Genomic DNA, 14,131 nt, shown 5'->3' with positions numbered 1-14,131 from the left:
AAGACGTTCATCGTTTCTCCCCCTGTATCGTCCCCCGCATCGTCCCCTGCATCATCCTCGTCGGCATCCCGTCATCATCCGACGGGTCCGCGGCCGTGCGGATCCGCAGCAGCGATGTCACGTCGTCATCCACAGGCCTCTCCATATCCACAAGTTCCTCCCTGTCTACAGGCCCTTCCGTATCCACAGGCCCGTCCCCATGCACGGTCGCATCCCCATCCAGCTGGATCCCGCAATCCCACCAAGGACGAAAACCGACCGGTTCCAGGCCCCTGTCGTTGCCCCTGTCGGCGGTCCCGCAGACGCTCGCACCGCGCTCACAGGAGCATCGCCGCCGCGATCTTCCGGCGTATCCCCACGCGCCCGGGCGCGATCCCCTCATCCGTTCGATCTCCCTGCCCGCGGCGCGTCCGCTGAGAACATCGCGGACGGTGCGGATATCCCAGACCTTGTACAGGACGACCGCGAGAGTCAGCAGGATCCCCGCCATGGCAAAGAACGCCACGGCCATCATGTCCAGGGTTCCGGCGCTCATCGCGACGCCCCCGTGACGTCCACGAACGCGTTATCGACGGCCGAACGGGCGCACGGCAACCCCTCGATGGCGTCCCTTCTCTGCCCGTCAAGCGACTCCGTCGTGGGAACGGTCGACTCGATCAGGGCCCCAACCGATTCGAGCAGACGCTCCATGTCGGCCCTGTCCACCCCGTCGGCCCTGAACTTGCGTGGATAGACCTGCATCGCGGCCAGCGCCAGATTGGCCGAATCCATGCCGAGCACATCGTTTCCTCCACGTCCGGCCGCCGTGACGAGGTTCTTCAGCCTGCCGAAGTACGGTCCGTATTCACCACGATCCGACCCGTCGTTGATACGCGGGACGATGCCCATGTTGAATTCGGCGATATCCGCGTACACCCCGGCCATGGAGCGTTCGGCAAAGCCGGTGTTCGATGCCGCGTCGCGCATCCACTGCGAAGCCGCACGCATCCTCGCATACCGTTGGTCGCCTTCCGCCGACGGCGGATCCGCAGTGGACCGTTCCGACGATCCCGCGTAGTAGTACCAGTACATCTTTCCGGTCTCGTAGGACAGCGCCGCCCACTCATCCGCGTCCGCGCGCAGAAGTTCGGCGTTCTGCGTGATGACCGTGTTGTATTCGTACTCCTCGGCGTCCGACAGAATCCCATCCGCGGTATACAGGGCGATGAGTCTCCCGTATGGAGCAGTCGAGGACGGTTTGATCCCGATGGCAGTGAGATAGGCGGCGCGGGCATGGTCCGGCCGGGTGCTCTGCGACCCGACCCGCATCCAATGGTCGAAATCGATGGCCGTGACATAGGCGGCGCCGATAAGGGACGCGCCGCCGAACGCCAGACACGCGGCGACTGCGACGACGGCCGCCAGAAACCCCCTCCATCGTCGGACAAGCATCAAACGATGGGCGCGATCACGCTCCCGATAATGGAGAAGGTCGTACGCCATCTCCACGCAGCCCGCGTATCTGTCCCCGGGACATGCGCTTGTCGCCCGGCTGATGATTCGCTCCATCCCCTCGGACAGACCGGGTCTGATGGTGCGTACCGTCACGATGGCGTTCCGTCGCGGATCCGAACCCGTCAGAAGATGGAACAACGTCGCGCCCAGCGCATACACATCGGCACGCGAGTCGACGGAGGCGTTCGGATCGAACTGCTCGGGGGCGCCATAGCCGGGCGTTCCCAAGGTCCTGTCATCGCCGATATGAGGACGGTCCTCGGTGCCGGACTCAAGTGCGATGCCGAAATCGATGAGTTTGACCATTCCATCCGGAGTGAGCATGACGTTGCTGGGCTTCATATCGCGAAACACCACCGGAGGACGGCGTGCGTGAAGATACTCCAGAACGTCGCACAGCTGGACGCCCCAGTCGGCCACGTCATCCTCGCGCTGAGGCCCGTCACTGTCGATTATGGATTCCAGCGTCCGTCCCTCGACATAGTCCATGACGACAAGAAGGTCGCCGTCGTCATCGATCAGATCGACGATTCGCGGAATCGCCGGGTGGTCGAGCCCCTTGATCATGGCCGCCTCGACGGTCAAGCTTCTCACGACCAGATCCCGCCTGACCGGATCGGAGCTGCCTCTGATCTGCTTGACCGCCCACAGTTTGTTCAGACGCTCATCACGGGCAAGATGGACGACCGACATGCCTCCGGCGCCGATCTCCCCCAGAATGCGATAACGATGACGGATGAGTTCGTTGACGACCACCATTCCCTCTGACCTCGGCTTCCCCCATGCGGATGACAGGCCTTCAGACCTCCCACCCACACTCTGCCCGACGACGACGGAGGGCCGCCACTGCCACGGGGAATGTGGATAACCGTCCCGTCATACCGTCCCGCATACGCAAGGATCCGGCCCTCCAATCGGAGGAACCGGATCCCACGACGCAACGATTATGCGCCCCTTCGTCTCAGCAGCTCAGCAGCTCAAAGTCACGCGACGGCTATGGCGTCGATCTCCACCAGAGCGCCCTTGGGGATGTCGTTGCCGCCGAACGCCACGCGCGCCGGCTTCACCGAGCCGATGAAGACCTGGGCATACCGGGAGTCGACCTCGTGGAAATCATCCACGTTCTTCATATAGATCGTCGTGCGCACGACCTTCTCGATTCCGCTGCCGGCGGCGTCGAGAATGTATTTGATGTTCTTCAGCGCCTGCGCGGTCTGCTCCCCCGCGCTGGGTCCCGCCAGCTCGCCGGTCGCCGGATCGATGCCGAGCTGACCGGAGACGAATATCAGGCCGTTGGCCTTCACCGCCTGGCTGTAGGCACCCAGAGCCGCCGGCGCATATGCCGTGGCAACCTCATTGACTCCCTCTGACATGGCAATCCTTTCGATAGATCCGCAATGGACGGTGAACCACACTGAACAATATCCCTCACGGCCGTAACAATGGGGCGAGCGGCTCATTCCACGGCCATCGTGCCCAATCGTGTCCACGAGGGCAACCAGAGGGAGAATCAAAAAAGCCCCGGAAACCAATGGTTCCAAGGACCGACCGGTGGGCTTGATGGGATTCGAACCCACGACCTTCTGTTCCGGAGACAGACGCTCTATCCACTGAGCTACAAACCCTCACGCACCCACACCACTGTACACGCACCCCGGACACGGCAGTGACGACACCCATGGTGCGGGGCACGGACAGGCCGATGGCATCAGAACGGCGCCGACGACATGAGGACGGCATAGACTGGGACCCATGACCAGTGGCCCTTGGGATTCCATGACCGACTTCGAGTTCGAACGCCGCTTCTACTGCGCGCAGCCGCCGGCCGAGCTCGCCGACGAAAGCCCCACCCTGATAGTGCAGAGCTACTACGTCCATCAGGACAACTACGCGCTGCGGGTGCGCGTCCAAGTCCATGACGTCGACGTCGACATGACCCGCGCCACGGACGCCCGCAGCGTCCTGCGCTCGCTCACGGACAGGGTCTCGGAGGCGTTCGTGACCGTCAAGGGTCCCGCCGTCGGCGGAACGCGGTACGAGGCCGAGCGCGAGATCGACCAGCATGTGGCCACCGAGCTGATCCTGCGAGGCGGATCGGTGATCATCAAGAACCGCTTCTCCCTGTGGATGGGAGAGGATGGATGGAGCGTCGACGTGTTCGGGGGCGACAACCATCCTCTGGTGGTCGCCGAGGCCGAAAGAAGCGGCCCCGTCACCAATCTGGCCATTCCCGCCTTCTGCGTCAGCGAGATCACGGACCAGCGCCGATTCTCGAATGACGGTCTTGCATCCCGGCCGTTCGACCAGTGGCGCGACGAGTTCATCAGAGAGCTTGACGATCAGGGTCCGCATTTCGAGCAGGTCTTCGGCCGCAACCGCCGCGTATAGACGCATATAGACGCGTATAGACGCCCGGAATCCACCGCGGAAAGATCCGCCGCGAGAGAGGAACCCCCACGAATGCCGGACGACGTGCGCACGATCAGGCCGGACGCATCCGGTCACATCCCGCACCCGATGCGCCCGTCACCTCCAACCGTCACATCCCGCACTCCGGCACTCCAGCAGCGCTCCGGCACTCCAGCACCTGATGCCCCGCCGCTTCGGGACATGACCGATGCGCGGCATGTTCCGTGCACGGGCCTCCGGGGCATCAGCGTCACATCAGCGTCGCACAAGCCTGCGCTAGTACATCAGCGTCGCGAGCCTGCGACGGGCGCTCCCCAGACGCGGATCGGCCGGGTCGAGGATCAGGAAGTACTCCACAAGGCGATCCCGGACGGCGGCGATGTCCTGACGATGCCCGGATGACAGGAAGTCCAGCAGACGATCGAACGCATCGGATATCTGGCCACCGATCATATCGACATCGGCGACGGCCAATTGGGCGTCGACGTCATCGGGATGGGCGGCGGCGGCATCGCGCACGACCCGGACGTCAACCGATCCCGAACGTGCCAGCAGCAGCGCCTTGGCCCTCTCCCTCGCGGCGAGGGCATCGGTGGGATCCGCCTCCAGAACCTCGCGATAGGCCTGCGCCGCACCGGCGTAGTCACCTGCGAGCGCCAGACGATGGGCCTCGGCATGCTCCGGCGGAATCTCGGGCTCGGACGCGGACTCGGCGGGAGCGCCGTCCTCCTCGGCGGAATCCTTGGCATCCTGACGCGGTGCCGTTCCGGAGACGCCCGCCTGATGGGCGACCTCGATAACACGGGGTATGACGTCGTTCTTGATCTGATCCATCTCGTCGTCGTTGGGCAGCCCCTGCAGCAGCGGCATGGGACGGCCTCCGATAAGCGCGAACAACGCGGGCGCACCCTGAAGGCGGAACGCCTGGGCGATGGAGGGATTGGCCGCGGCATCGATCCGGCACAGCTGTATCTCTCCGTTATGCGCGTTGACGGCGTCGGCCAATGCCGTGGCCATGGAGACGAGTCTCTCATCATCCGGCATCCAGAAGAGAAGAAGGATGGGGAAGGTCGTCGACGTCTGGACCATCGCCTCGAAACCGGACTCATCGACGTCCACCACGAATCCGCCGGACTTCCCCGCCCCGGACCGCGGCGACGACTGGGCCTCCGCCTTATGCTTCAGTGATTCAAGATCAACCGCTCCGGCCAAGGAAACCCCCGGAGTCATCTGCCCATCACGCGCCATCATTCCTCATTTCCGTCGCCCGTCCCATGACGGTCCCCCCTCAGCTTAGCCTCGGTAGGGCACCGCCGCGATCATGAGGCCTTCACGGCCACCGGCTGCCTCTCGGCACCCACCGCCACGACCTGCTTGCCTGAATTCGCCGGAGGGATATACAGCGCCACGACATTGACATACGTCACCGTCATCACGGAGGTGGCCGTTCCGGAACCGAACAACGCCTTCTCGGCATCGGACGCGGGCAATGACTTGCGTCCCTCGCCGGCGCTTCTCTTCCACTGGGAATCGATACGGGCGACGACCAGATCGCCGCCGTCCGTAGAGCGCATGACGGAGATGTCGTCGCGTGACGCGGTGAAGGTCTGATTCTGCGTCCCCGCGTTCTGCTCCATGCCCTTTTGGACGGTTTCCGCCAATGTCGCCAGATCCTGCCGGAAGTAGTCGTCCGAGAACTGTTTGGCGTAGTCGCTCTGCGATCCCTTCTGCAGCACATCGGCATACCGCTGGACCGCATCGCTCGGAGTCATCACCAGACCCGAATCATCCGCCTCGCCCAATGATGATCCGATGGAGGGGATCGCGAACTTCGGCAGTTGCGCGCCCTCGAACAAACGGGCGACGGCCCAGAGCCGATAGTTGTTCCGCGCCGAATCCTGCCTGAGGACCAGAAGCCGTTTGGATTGCTGGTCCTTGGTCGTGGTCGTGATGGTGAACACCGACCGCGGCCACCCCGAGTCCGTCGGGATCACGGTCTGCACGGCACCGGAGGGAATCGTCGTCTTCGGATCGAGCTCGCCCGTCGCCTTGGCGATAGACAGCTCGCTCGTGCGGATGGTCAGGGCGGGACCGCTCATGTATGCGTCCAATCCCTTCGCATCGCGGGAATCGTTCGCGGCGTTGATCCCCGCCAGGATCCTCCGACGGATGGCCTTCTCCTGCGAGGCCGTCAGATCGGGACCCGTCTGGGAAGCGGACGAGGAGGCCTCCACGCTCGGCGGCTGGCCATCGCAGGCCGACAACCCCACCGCGGCCACACACGCGAGGAGCGCCGCCACCATCCTTCTGAGCATTCGGCTATATCCTCTCATCCACGGTCCTCCTGACTGCCCGGCACATGGCCATGGTGCGGTGATTCATCGTCATGATCCGCATGATCGTCCGTCTGATCCCCCGCACGAGCGGATTCCTGGGCAAGGCGAGCGAAATACGAACGCAACTCCTCGGATGAGATAACCGACGTCTGCTCGACATCATCCCCCACGACCCCGCTGCGGTCCTCGCGCACACCATCGTTCGCCCGCGTCTCATCCGATGCGGACCGCCGACTCTCCTGTTCGGCCACCATGCTGCGGGCCGACGGGTCAACCACCACGGGCCCGGCCTCGGCATGATCACCGGAATCTCTCTTCTGTCCGTCATCGAGGCGCTTTCGGGACGCCTCCCTCCGTTTGTGCGAGGCGCCACGGCCGGAAGCGCCCGCCCGGCGGGAGCGCCCCCGAGGCATGGAGGAATGGATCACCTCCAGCGTGCCCTTCAGGGCCTCACGAATGGTGACTTCCTCCTGTGCCCCGGCCGACTTCCCCGCAGCGGCCGCGGCCTTGACGGACTTGCGCCTACGCTCGGGGGATATGGCGAAGACGGAGGCGCTCAGAAAGGCCATACCCGCGAAAAGAACCGCCATGAAATACAACGGAGCGGCGAAATTCGGCGGATTCCGCCTCGTCCAGGACAGGACCAGCGATCCCCCGGTGCTCGCCTTCCCCAGATCGATCACGGCCACGGTCGACGATGTGTCGGATGTCGCCAGCCCCACCGACCCCTGTCCGCATCTGGAGGCGGTCCACATGTCCGAGTCCTTGAAATCGACATCCGACCCCTGCGAATCCGCGCCTGCCGCAGCCTCATATTTGTCCGTGGACAATGTGGACCAATTGGACATTCCCGTGACGCGCGTGACGGTCTCGCCCGCGACCCATCCCATGGCGTCCTGCGCGCTCGCCAGCGCGATGCAGACGGTCTGGGAGGACGAATCCGACGACACGCGCATCCTCGCCGACGTATCGACCAGATCCAGCACCCCCGGATCGGTCACGACGTAGCGCGCTCCCGACAATCTCGCGGTCGCGGCGATATCTGTCGAGGGGCGCCAGATCGTGGCGTTGAGCACCCCGAAAACGCAACATGCCACGGCGCATAAGCCAGTATGGGAGCGACGATTCCCCTCATGATCCGGGCATGCCTCGTGGGAGTTCCGCGGCGGGCGCGGCGAGGACGAGCATGCTGTTCATGGTTCATATCAACGGTAGTCTACTAGAGGTGTATCAAAAAGCGTGAGAGCGCGGGGCCATCGACCGGCGGATCGGGGCCGGAGTCCCGCTCCGCCCCAGCCGGAACCCGCTCGTCCCTCTGCTGGCGAACACGATGGCGAACATGATGACAGACATGATGGTGGACCGGCCGATGGTCGGTCGAACGACGATTGATCAGTCGATGCGGCTAGGCTGGAACGCATGAGAACAACAATCCGGAACACCCGGCGCAACCACATCGTCTCGGCCATCGCCCTGATGGCGTCCCTCGGACTCGCTCTGGCGGGATGTGGGGGATCCTCCTCATCGGCGTCCACCTCCACGGAGTCGGCCTCGTCGACGGAATCCGGATCAAGCTCGTCAAGCTCCAGCTCGACATCCACGATGAGCCAGCTTGCCGGGATCACCGCCACCGGAAAGCCGGGCAAGAAGCCGACCATCTCCTTCCACACGCCGATGACGGTCCAGAACAACACGTATGCGGTTCTTCAGAAGGGCGATGGCGCAACGATCCAGGATGGCGACCGCGTCTGCTCCCAGGGCATCGCCATCAACGCCAAGGATGGCTCCGAGCTGATGAACACCTGGACGAAGAACACCCCCGACTGCTCGCTCGTGGTCGACTCCTCATCCACGACCGACGCCTATTACAAGATATTCAAGGGCGCGAAGATCAATTCGACGATCGCCTTCGGAGTCAACGACTCGAACTCGTCGGGCACCTCCTACATCCTCGCCATGACGCTGGTGTCGAAAACCAAGGCGCTCACCCGCGCTACGGGAACCACCGTGAAGGATATCCCCTCCGACCTTCCCAAGGTCACGCTTGCGAAGAACGGCAAGCCCTCCTTGTCGCTTAACGGATACAAGCCCAGCGGATCGCTGGTCGCCCAGACGCTGATCAAGGGCACCGGCGACAAAGTCACCTCGACGGACACCGTCAGCGCCCATTACACGGGCTGGTACGAAACGAAGAAGGGCACCCTGAAGCAGTTCGACTCCTCCTGGGACAGCGGCAGCGCCAGCAGCTTCTCGCTTTCCTCAGTCGTCAAAGGCTGGACGAAGGGACTCACCGGACAGACGGTGGGTTCACAGGTCCTGCTCGTGATCCCCCCGGATCTCGGCTACGGTTCGGACGCCCAGAAGGATTCCTCCGGAAACGTGACCATCCCCGCGAACTCGACGCTGTATTTCGTCGTCGACATCCTGTACGCCTACGCGGCGTCCTGATCCGCGTCCGGTCCGTCCCGAACGGCATACGTCCGCGACGACGACGCGCATCCCGACGCGCGGGACCCGGACCGGACGCCTCAGAACAGCGTCAGGTCCGGATCTTGAGCGTTCTTCATGTCCTCATAGTCGAGAAGAAGACATGAGAACCCTCGGCTTTCGGCCAGAACCCTCGCCTGCGGAGTGATGCTCTGCGCCGCGAGGACGCCCCGGACGGGGGCCAGAAGCGGATCGCGGTTCAGCAGCGCGCAATACCGGGTGAGCTGCTCGACCCCGTCGATCCCGCCATGACGTTTGATCTCCACGGCCACATGGGTTCCTTCGGAGTCCACCGCCATAATGTCGACCGGACCGATGGCCGTGGGAAACTCCCTGCGGACCAGACGCGATCCCGGGCCGACGCGCTCGATCTGCTCCGACAGCAGCCTCTGGAGATGGTCCTCGACGCCGTCTTTGACGAGTCCCGGATCCCTGCCGAGGTCGTGGGATTCGTCGGAATAGACATGCGCCAGACGGATCTCCAGAAGGTCCGGGGTTTTATCGGCCTTCACCCGGATGATCCTGCAGGGTCTTTCCTCAGAAGCCGACGCATCAGAAGCCGACGCATCCCCCGTCCCGGCCCCGGCTACCTCGTCGGACCCGGAATCCGATCCGTCCGCCGATCCCGATAAGCCGGCCATCGGCGAGGGCGACTCCCCGTCATCCGCCGACGGATCCACCTCACGGATGGTGCAGGGTGCGGCCATCCAATTCAACGGTTTGTATGAGCCCAGCTCCGAGAAGATCAGCACGCTCGAGTCGGCCTTGACCAGTATCACCCTTTTCGCGGGCGGCAGGGACGCCTGAAGGCGCCCCGAATACTCGGCGCTGCAGTCTGCCACAATGATTCGCACGGCGTCCACTGTAGCAACCACAGGCGTCTCGTCGTCGGAGCGCCTTCATCGTCGCGGGCGTGTCGCCCGACGATCATCGCCATCCTTCGTCGTCATCCTTCATCGGCGCCCAGAACGGCCCAAAGGATGGCATCACCGGTCATTAGCCTTCGATCGGATCCCCGCCGGTCTGGCCCTCCCCCGACCGCACGACGTCGTGTCCACGCTCCACGGCGATGGTGAGCCGGTTCGAATCGAAGGATATGAAACCGTCGCGCACGGCGAAGGAATGACGCTCGCCGCCGGCCTCGACCACGGTGACGTCACCCTCTTTGATGACGGTGAGAACCGGTTCGTGGTCCGGGAGGATTCCCATTCCGCCCTCGGCGGCGGGAATCGTGACGGACCTCGCCGTCCCCGACCACACGGGATGGTCGGCGGCGACGATGGTCACACTCATGGTCGCGGTCATATCAGGCCCCGAATTCCTTCTGCATATCGTGCCACTTCTTCTCGAGATCGTCGATTCCGCCGATGCCGGAGAACGCCTGCACAGGAACGTCGTCGTAGACGCCGTCGCAGATGCGGGTGAACGCCTCGATGGTCTCGTCGGCCGGCACGTAGGATCCCGGACGACCGGTGAACTTCTCGGCGACATAGAAGTTCTGGCCAAGGAACTGCTCGATCTTGCGCGCGCGGTTGACGGTGGTCTTGTCCTCCTCGCCGAGCTCGTCGATGCCGATCAGGGCGATGATGTCCTGAAGCTCCTTGTTGCGCTGCAGAATGGCCTTCACGCGGTTGGCGCAATCGTAGTGGGCCTGACCCACATAGCGCGGATCGAGAATCCTCGAGGTCGACGACAGCGGGTCGACGGCCGGGTAGATGCCCTTCGACGCTATGTCACGCGACAGCTCCGTGGTGGCGTCCAGATGGGCGAACGTCGTCGCGGGGGCGGGATCGGTGTAGTCGTCGGCCGGCACGTAGATGGCCTGCAGGGAGGTGATCGAGTGCCCGCGGGTCGAGGTGATGCGCTCCTGAAGGGCGCCCATCTCATCGGCGAGGTTCGGCTGGTATCCCACGGCGGAGGGCATGCGCCCCAGCAGCGTAGAGACCTCGGACCCGGCCTGCGTGAATCGGAAGATGTTGTCGATGAAGAGCAGCACGTCCTGATTCTGCACGTCGCGGAAGTACTCGGCCATCGTCAGCGCGGTCAGCGGAACGCGCAGACGCGTCCCTGGCGGCTCGTCCATCTGTCCGAAGACCAGAGCGGTCTTCTCAAGGACGCCGGCCTCCTGCATCTCCCCGATGAGGTCGTTGCCCTCACGGGTGCGCTCACCGACGCCGGCGAACACCGAGACGCCGCCGTGGTTCTGGGCGACGCGCTGGATCATCTCCTGGATGAGCACCGTCTTTCCCACGCCCGCGCCACCGAACAGGCCGATCTTGCCACCCTGCACATACGGAGTAAGCAGATCGATGACCTTGATCCCGGTCTCGAACATCTGGGTCTTGGACTCCAGCTCGTCGAACGCCGGCGGATTGCGGTGGATGGGCCACCGCTCCTTGATGTCGACGTGCTCGTCGTCCTTGAGGTTGAGGATGTTGCCCGAGACGTCGAACACATGTCCCTTGGTGACGTCCCCGACGGGAACCTCGATCGGGCCGCCCGTGTCGGTGACCTCGGCGCCCCTGACCAGTCCGTCGGTCGGCTTCAGCGCGACCGCACGGACCGTGGAGTCGCCCAGATGCTGCTCGACCTCCAGAGTGATCTCATGAAGAGTCTCCCCCTCCGTGTCGCCCACATTCGAGATCGTGACCTTGAGGGCGTTGTAGATATCGGGCAGGTGGCCCACGGGAAACTCGACGTCGATAACCGATCCCTGGACGCGCGTGATGCGTCCAGCGGTCGGCTCGGCCGCCGTCTCCTCGGAAACCGCTGTGGTCTGGTTCTCAGCCATATGCGTTCCTACTCTTCCTCTTTGTTCAGCGCGTCGGCGCTGCCGATGATTTCGGTAAGTTCCTGGGTGATCGAGGCCTGACGGGAGGCGTTAAGCTTCCTCGTGAGGTCGTCGATGAGGTTTCTGGCGTTGTCCGTCGCCGTATGCATGGCGTTCTGTCGGCTCGCCGTCTCGGAGGCGGCGGAGGTGAGCAGGCATTCATGGATGCGTGACTGGATGTACTTGGGCAGTATCGCGTCCAGCACCTCGTCGACGCTCGGCTCGAACGTGTACAGCGGAGTCGCGGCATCCGCTTCGGACTCGGGCACGGGACCCGCGTCGGGCTCCTGCGACAGCACGAGCTCGACCGGAAGCATGCGCAGGACGCGCACCTTCTGCGTGACCATGTTCACGAACTCCGTGAACACGATGTACAGCTCGGAGACGCCGCCGTGCTCCGCATCCTTCATGTAGGCGTCCAGCAGGGTCGACGATATCGACTCCGCCACCTCCACGCCGGGATGGTCGCTGTTGCCCTCCCACGTTCCCGCGACCTCACGGTTGCGGTACTTGTAGTACGTCACTCCCCGACGCCCGTACACATACAACTGGGGCTGCCTGTCCTTCGCGTCCAGACGGGCGAGCAGCGATTCGGTCTCCCGGATGATCGAGGACGTGTAGGCGCCCGCCATGCCGCGGTCCGCCGTCAGGGCGAGCACCGCTACGCGAGGGTTGTCCTCGTTCTTGCGCACGATCGGATGGGTGATGTGGGTATGCGCCACCAACGCCTGCACGGCCTCGAAAATCGCGTCCGTGTACGGCTTCGCGTTCAGCGCCACATCGCGCGCCTTCGCTATATGCGAGGACGCGATCATCTCCTGGGCGTTGAATATCTTCTGGAGCGAGGCCGTCGAGGCGATCCTCGACTTCAATGCAAGTTGGGAACCCATGGATCACTTCCCTCCGGCCACGATTTTCTCCTGCTCCACAGGGGTATCCGGCTTGACGGACGGCTTCTTCTCCACCAGAGGCTTTCCGGCCTTCGTGACGAAGGTCGCGCGGAACTCATCGATGGCCTTGTCCAAAGCGGATTCGGTGTCCGTGGTGAAGTCTCCGGTGTCGCGGATGGTCGAGAGGATGTCGGTGTTGTGGTCGAGATAGTCGAGCATGGCCTTCTCGAACGGCAGAACGTCGGCCAGCTCGAGGTCGTCGAGCTTCCCATGGGTTCCGGCCCACACCGAGACGACCTCCTGCTCCATGGAGTATGGAGAGAACTGGGGCTGCTTGAGCAGTTCGGTGAGCCTGGCTCCACGGGTCAGCTGGGCCTTGGAGGCGGCGTCCAGATCGGAGGCAAACATCGCGAAGGACTCCAACGACCGATACTGGGCCAGGGAGATCTTCAGGGTTCCCGAGACCTTCTTCAGCGCCTTCGTCTGCGCAGCGCCACCGACGCGGGACACCGAGATGCCCACGTCCACGGCGGGACGCTGGTTGGCGTTGAACAGATCGGACTGCAGGAAGATCTGCCCATCGGTGATGGATATCACGTTGGTCGGGATGTACGCCGACACGTCGTTCGCCTTCGTCTCGATGATCGGCAGACCGGTCATCGACCCCCCGCCCAGCTCGTCGGACAGCTTGGCGCAGCGTTCCAGCAGGCGGGAATGCAGGTAGAACACGTCTCCGGGGTATGCCTCGCGCCCCGGCGGGCGACGAAGAAGCAGCGAGATCGAGCGGTACGCCTCGGCCTGCTTGGACAGATCATCGAAGACGATGAGGACGTGCTTGCCGTGGTACATCCAGTGCTGGCCGATGGCCGAGCCGGTGTACGGGGCGATGTACTTGAATCCCGCGGAATCCGACGCGGGGCTTGCCACGATTGTCGTGTACTCCATCGCGCCGGCCTCCTCGAGGCTCTGGCGCACGGAGGCGATGGTGGATCCCTTCTGGCCGATGGCCACGTAGATGCACCGCACCTGCTTCTTGGGATCGCCGCTCTTCCAGTTGGTCTTCTGGTTGATGATCGTGTCGATCGCGATGGCCGTTTTGCCGGTCTGGCGGTCACCGATGATGAGCTGTCGCTGTCCGCGTCCGATCGGGGTCATCGCGTCGATGGCCTTGAGTCCGGTGGACATCGGCTCGTCGACGGGATGGCGATGCATGACGTCGGGCGCCTGAGCCTCAAGGATTCGGCGTCCCTCTCTTTTGATCTCGCCCAGACCGTCAATGGGGTTGCCCAACGGGTCGACGGTGCGGCCCAGATATCCATCCCCAACGGGAACGGACAGAACGTCGCCCGTGCGGCGCACCTCCTGTCCCTCCTCGATTCCGGCGAAGTCTCCCAAAATCACGACGCCGATCTCACGGGCATCGAGATTGAAGGCCAGACCAAGCGTGCCGTTCTCGAAGGTCAGCAGCTCATTGGCCATGCAACCAGGCAGTCCCGTCACATGCGCAATGCCATCGCCGGCCGTGGCCACGTACCCGACCTCCTGGGTCGGCGTGTCCGACGGCTTGTACGATTCGACGAATTCGTCGAGCGCCTTGCGAATCGTGGCGGGATCGATGGTAAGTTCTGCCATGATCACTCCTTATGTTGTTTTTCTGACTGTACGTCGTTATCGTGTCTGCTGCC

13 protein-coding genes and 1 tRNA gene are annotated in these 14,131 nt (G+C 63.7%); 2 read left to right on the top strand and 12 right to left on the bottom strand.

All coding sequences use genetic code 11. From position 1 onward, the window contains the following. Positions 1 to 7: 7 nt before the first annotated feature. The 4 genes from BMIN_RS03850 to BMIN_RS03835 all read right to left on the bottom strand — a co-directional run bounded on the left by BMIN_RS03850 (position 8) and on the right by BMIN_RS03835 (position 3,119). Positions 8 to 535 (bottom strand): hypothetical protein, encoded by a 528-nt coding sequence (locus tag BMIN_RS03850; protein ID WP_022860791.1) that lies wholly within the window; start codon positions 533 to 535, stop codon positions 8 to 10. Continuing rightward, positions 532 to 2,253, bottom strand: a complete 1,722-nt coding sequence (locus tag BMIN_RS03845) for a serine/threonine protein kinase (RefSeq protein ID WP_022860790.1) — start codon at positions 2,251 to 2,253, stop codon at positions 532 to 534. Before BMIN_RS03845 ends, BMIN_RS03850 begins: the two co-directional genes overlap by 4 nt. A 224-nt stretch (positions 2,254 to 2,477) precedes the next feature. Then, positions 2,478 to 2,867, bottom strand: a complete 390-nt coding sequence (locus tag BMIN_RS03840) for a Rid family detoxifying hydrolase (RefSeq protein WP_022860789.1) — start codon at positions 2,865 to 2,867, stop codon at positions 2,478 to 2,480. Between the two features lie 179 nt (positions 2,868 to 3,046). Further along, positions 3,047 to 3,119 (bottom strand) — tRNA-Arg (locus BMIN_RS03835). A gap of 127 nt (positions 3,120 to 3,246) precedes the next feature. Here BMIN_RS03835 and BMIN_RS03830 point away from each other — a divergent pair. Continuing rightward, positions 3,247 to 3,882 carry a CYTH domain-containing protein gene (locus BMIN_RS03830; RefSeq protein WP_022860788.1) on the top strand — a complete coding sequence of 212 codons (636 nt, stop codon included), beginning with the start codon at positions 3,247 to 3,249 and terminating at the stop codon, positions 3,880 to 3,882. A gap of 297 nt (positions 3,883 to 4,179) precedes the next feature. On the opposite strand, the gene BMIN_RS03825 is transcribed toward BMIN_RS03830, so the two are convergent. The 3 genes from BMIN_RS03825 to BMIN_RS03815 all read right to left on the bottom strand — a co-directional run bounded on the left by BMIN_RS03825 (position 4,180) and on the right by BMIN_RS03815 (position 7,336). Continuing rightward, positions 4,180 to 5,151 carry a co-chaperone YbbN gene (locus BMIN_RS03825; protein ID WP_026647368.1) on the bottom strand — a complete coding sequence of 324 codons (972 nt, stop codon included), beginning with the start codon at positions 5,149 to 5,151 and terminating at the stop codon, positions 4,180 to 4,182. Positions 5,152 to 5,222: 71 nt separating this feature from the next. Then, positions 5,223 to 6,218 carry a DUF8094 domain-containing protein gene (locus BMIN_RS03820; protein ID WP_022860786.1) on the bottom strand — a complete coding sequence of 332 codons (996 nt, stop codon included), beginning with the start codon at positions 6,216 to 6,218 and terminating at the stop codon, positions 5,223 to 5,225. Between the two features lie 14 nt (positions 6,219 to 6,232). After that, positions 6,233 to 7,336 carry a hypothetical protein gene (locus BMIN_RS03815; RefSeq protein ID WP_156097302.1) on the bottom strand — a complete coding sequence of 368 codons (1,104 nt, stop codon included), beginning with the start codon at positions 7,334 to 7,336 and terminating at the stop codon, positions 6,233 to 6,235. 322 nt (positions 7,337 to 7,658) lie between these two features. On the opposite strand from BMIN_RS03815, the gene BMIN_RS03805 reads away from it, so the two are divergent. Next, the gene (locus BMIN_RS03805; protein WP_022860784.1) at positions 7,659 to 8,687 is read left to right on the top strand and encodes an FKBP-type peptidyl-prolyl cis-trans isomerase; all 1,029 of its coding nucleotides are present in this window, start codon (positions 7,659 to 7,661) and stop codon (positions 8,685 to 8,687) included. A gap of 80 nt (positions 8,688 to 8,767) precedes the next feature. Here BMIN_RS03805 and nucS read toward each other — a convergent pair whose 3' ends face one another. The 5 genes from nucS to atpA all read right to left on the bottom strand — a co-directional run bounded on the left by nucS (position 8,768) and on the right by atpA (position 14,078). Continuing rightward, positions 8,768 to 9,580 (bottom strand): endonuclease NucS, encoded by an 813-nt coding sequence (gene nucS, locus BMIN_RS03800; RefSeq protein ID WP_026647365.1) that lies wholly within the window; start codon positions 9,578 to 9,580, stop codon positions 8,768 to 8,770. A gap of 142 nt (positions 9,581 to 9,722) precedes the next feature. Next, positions 9,723 to 10,031, bottom strand: a complete 309-nt coding sequence (locus tag BMIN_RS03795) for a F0F1 ATP synthase subunit epsilon (RefSeq protein WP_022860782.1) — start codon at positions 10,029 to 10,031, stop codon at positions 9,723 to 9,725. A 1-nt stretch (position 10,032) separates the two neighbouring features. Next, entirely contained in the window at positions 10,033 to 11,517 is a 1,485-nt protein-coding gene (gene atpD, locus BMIN_RS03790; RefSeq protein WP_022860781.1) for a F0F1 ATP synthase subunit beta, read from the bottom strand. A gap of 8 nt (positions 11,518 to 11,525) precedes the next feature. After that, positions 11,526 to 12,446: a F0F1 ATP synthase subunit gamma gene (locus BMIN_RS03785; RefSeq protein ID WP_022860780.1), complete on the bottom strand. Its 921-nt coding sequence runs from the start codon at positions 12,444 to 12,446 to the stop codon at positions 11,526 to 11,528. A gap of 3 nt (positions 12,447 to 12,449) precedes the next feature. Continuing rightward, positions 12,450 to 14,078, bottom strand: coding sequence for a F0F1 ATP synthase subunit alpha (atpA, locus tag BMIN_RS03780; RefSeq protein WP_022860779.1), 1,629 nt, complete (start codon positions 14,076 to 14,078; stop codon positions 12,450 to 12,452). Between the last annotated feature and the right edge of the window lie 53 nt (positions 14,079 to 14,131).

The sequence above is a fragment of the Bifidobacterium minimum genome (assembly GCF_000741645.1).
GTDB classification, from domain to species: Bacteria; Actinomycetota; Actinomycetes; order Actinomycetales; family Bifidobacteriaceae; genus Bifidobacterium; species Bifidobacterium minimum.
Note: the sequence above shows the minus strand (reverse complement) of the source record. Positions and strands in the feature narration are given on the sequence as shown.

Bases quoted from the DNA above. Each gene is read 5' to 3' on its own strand.
- BMIN_RS03820 (WP_022860786.1), bottom strand. From the start codon at position 6,218: ATGCTCAGAAGGATGGTGGCGGCGCTCCTCGCGTGTGTGGCCGCGGTG.
- atpA (WP_022860779.1), bottom strand. From the start codon at position 14,078: ATGGCAGAACTTACCATCGATCCCGCCACGATTCGCAAGGCGCTCGAC.
- atpD (WP_022860781.1), bottom strand. From the start codon at position 11,517: ATGGCTGAGAACCAGACCACAGCGGTTTCCGAGGAGACGGCGGCCGAG.
- BMIN_RS03840 (WP_022860789.1), bottom strand. From the start codon at position 2,867: ATGTCAGAGGGAGTCAATGAGGTTGCCACGGCATATGCGCCGGCGGCT.
- BMIN_RS03850 (WP_022860791.1), bottom strand. From the start codon at position 535: ATGAGCGCCGGAACCCTGGACATGATGGCCGTGGCGTTCTTTGCCATG.
- BMIN_RS03845 (WP_022860790.1), bottom strand. From the start codon at position 2,253: ATGGTGGTCGTCAACGAACTCATCCGTCATCGTTATCGCATTCTGGGG.
- BMIN_RS03805 (WP_022860784.1), top strand. From the start codon at position 7,659: ATGAGAACAACAATCCGGAACACCCGGCGCAACCACATCGTCTCGGCC.
- BMIN_RS03785 (WP_022860780.1), bottom strand. From the start codon at position 12,446: ATGGGTTCCCAACTTGCATTGAAGTCGAGGATCGCCTCGACGGCCTCG.
- BMIN_RS03795 (WP_022860782.1), bottom strand. From the start codon at position 10,031: ATGACCGCGACCATGAGTGTGACCATCGTCGCCGCCGACCATCCCGTG.
- BMIN_RS03825 (WP_026647368.1), bottom strand. From the start codon at position 5,151: ATGGCGCGTGATGGGCAGATGACTCCGGGGGTTTCCTTGGCCGGAGCG.
- BMIN_RS03830 (WP_022860788.1), top strand. From the start codon at position 3,247: ATGACCAGTGGCCCTTGGGATTCCATGACCGACTTCGAGTTCGAACGC.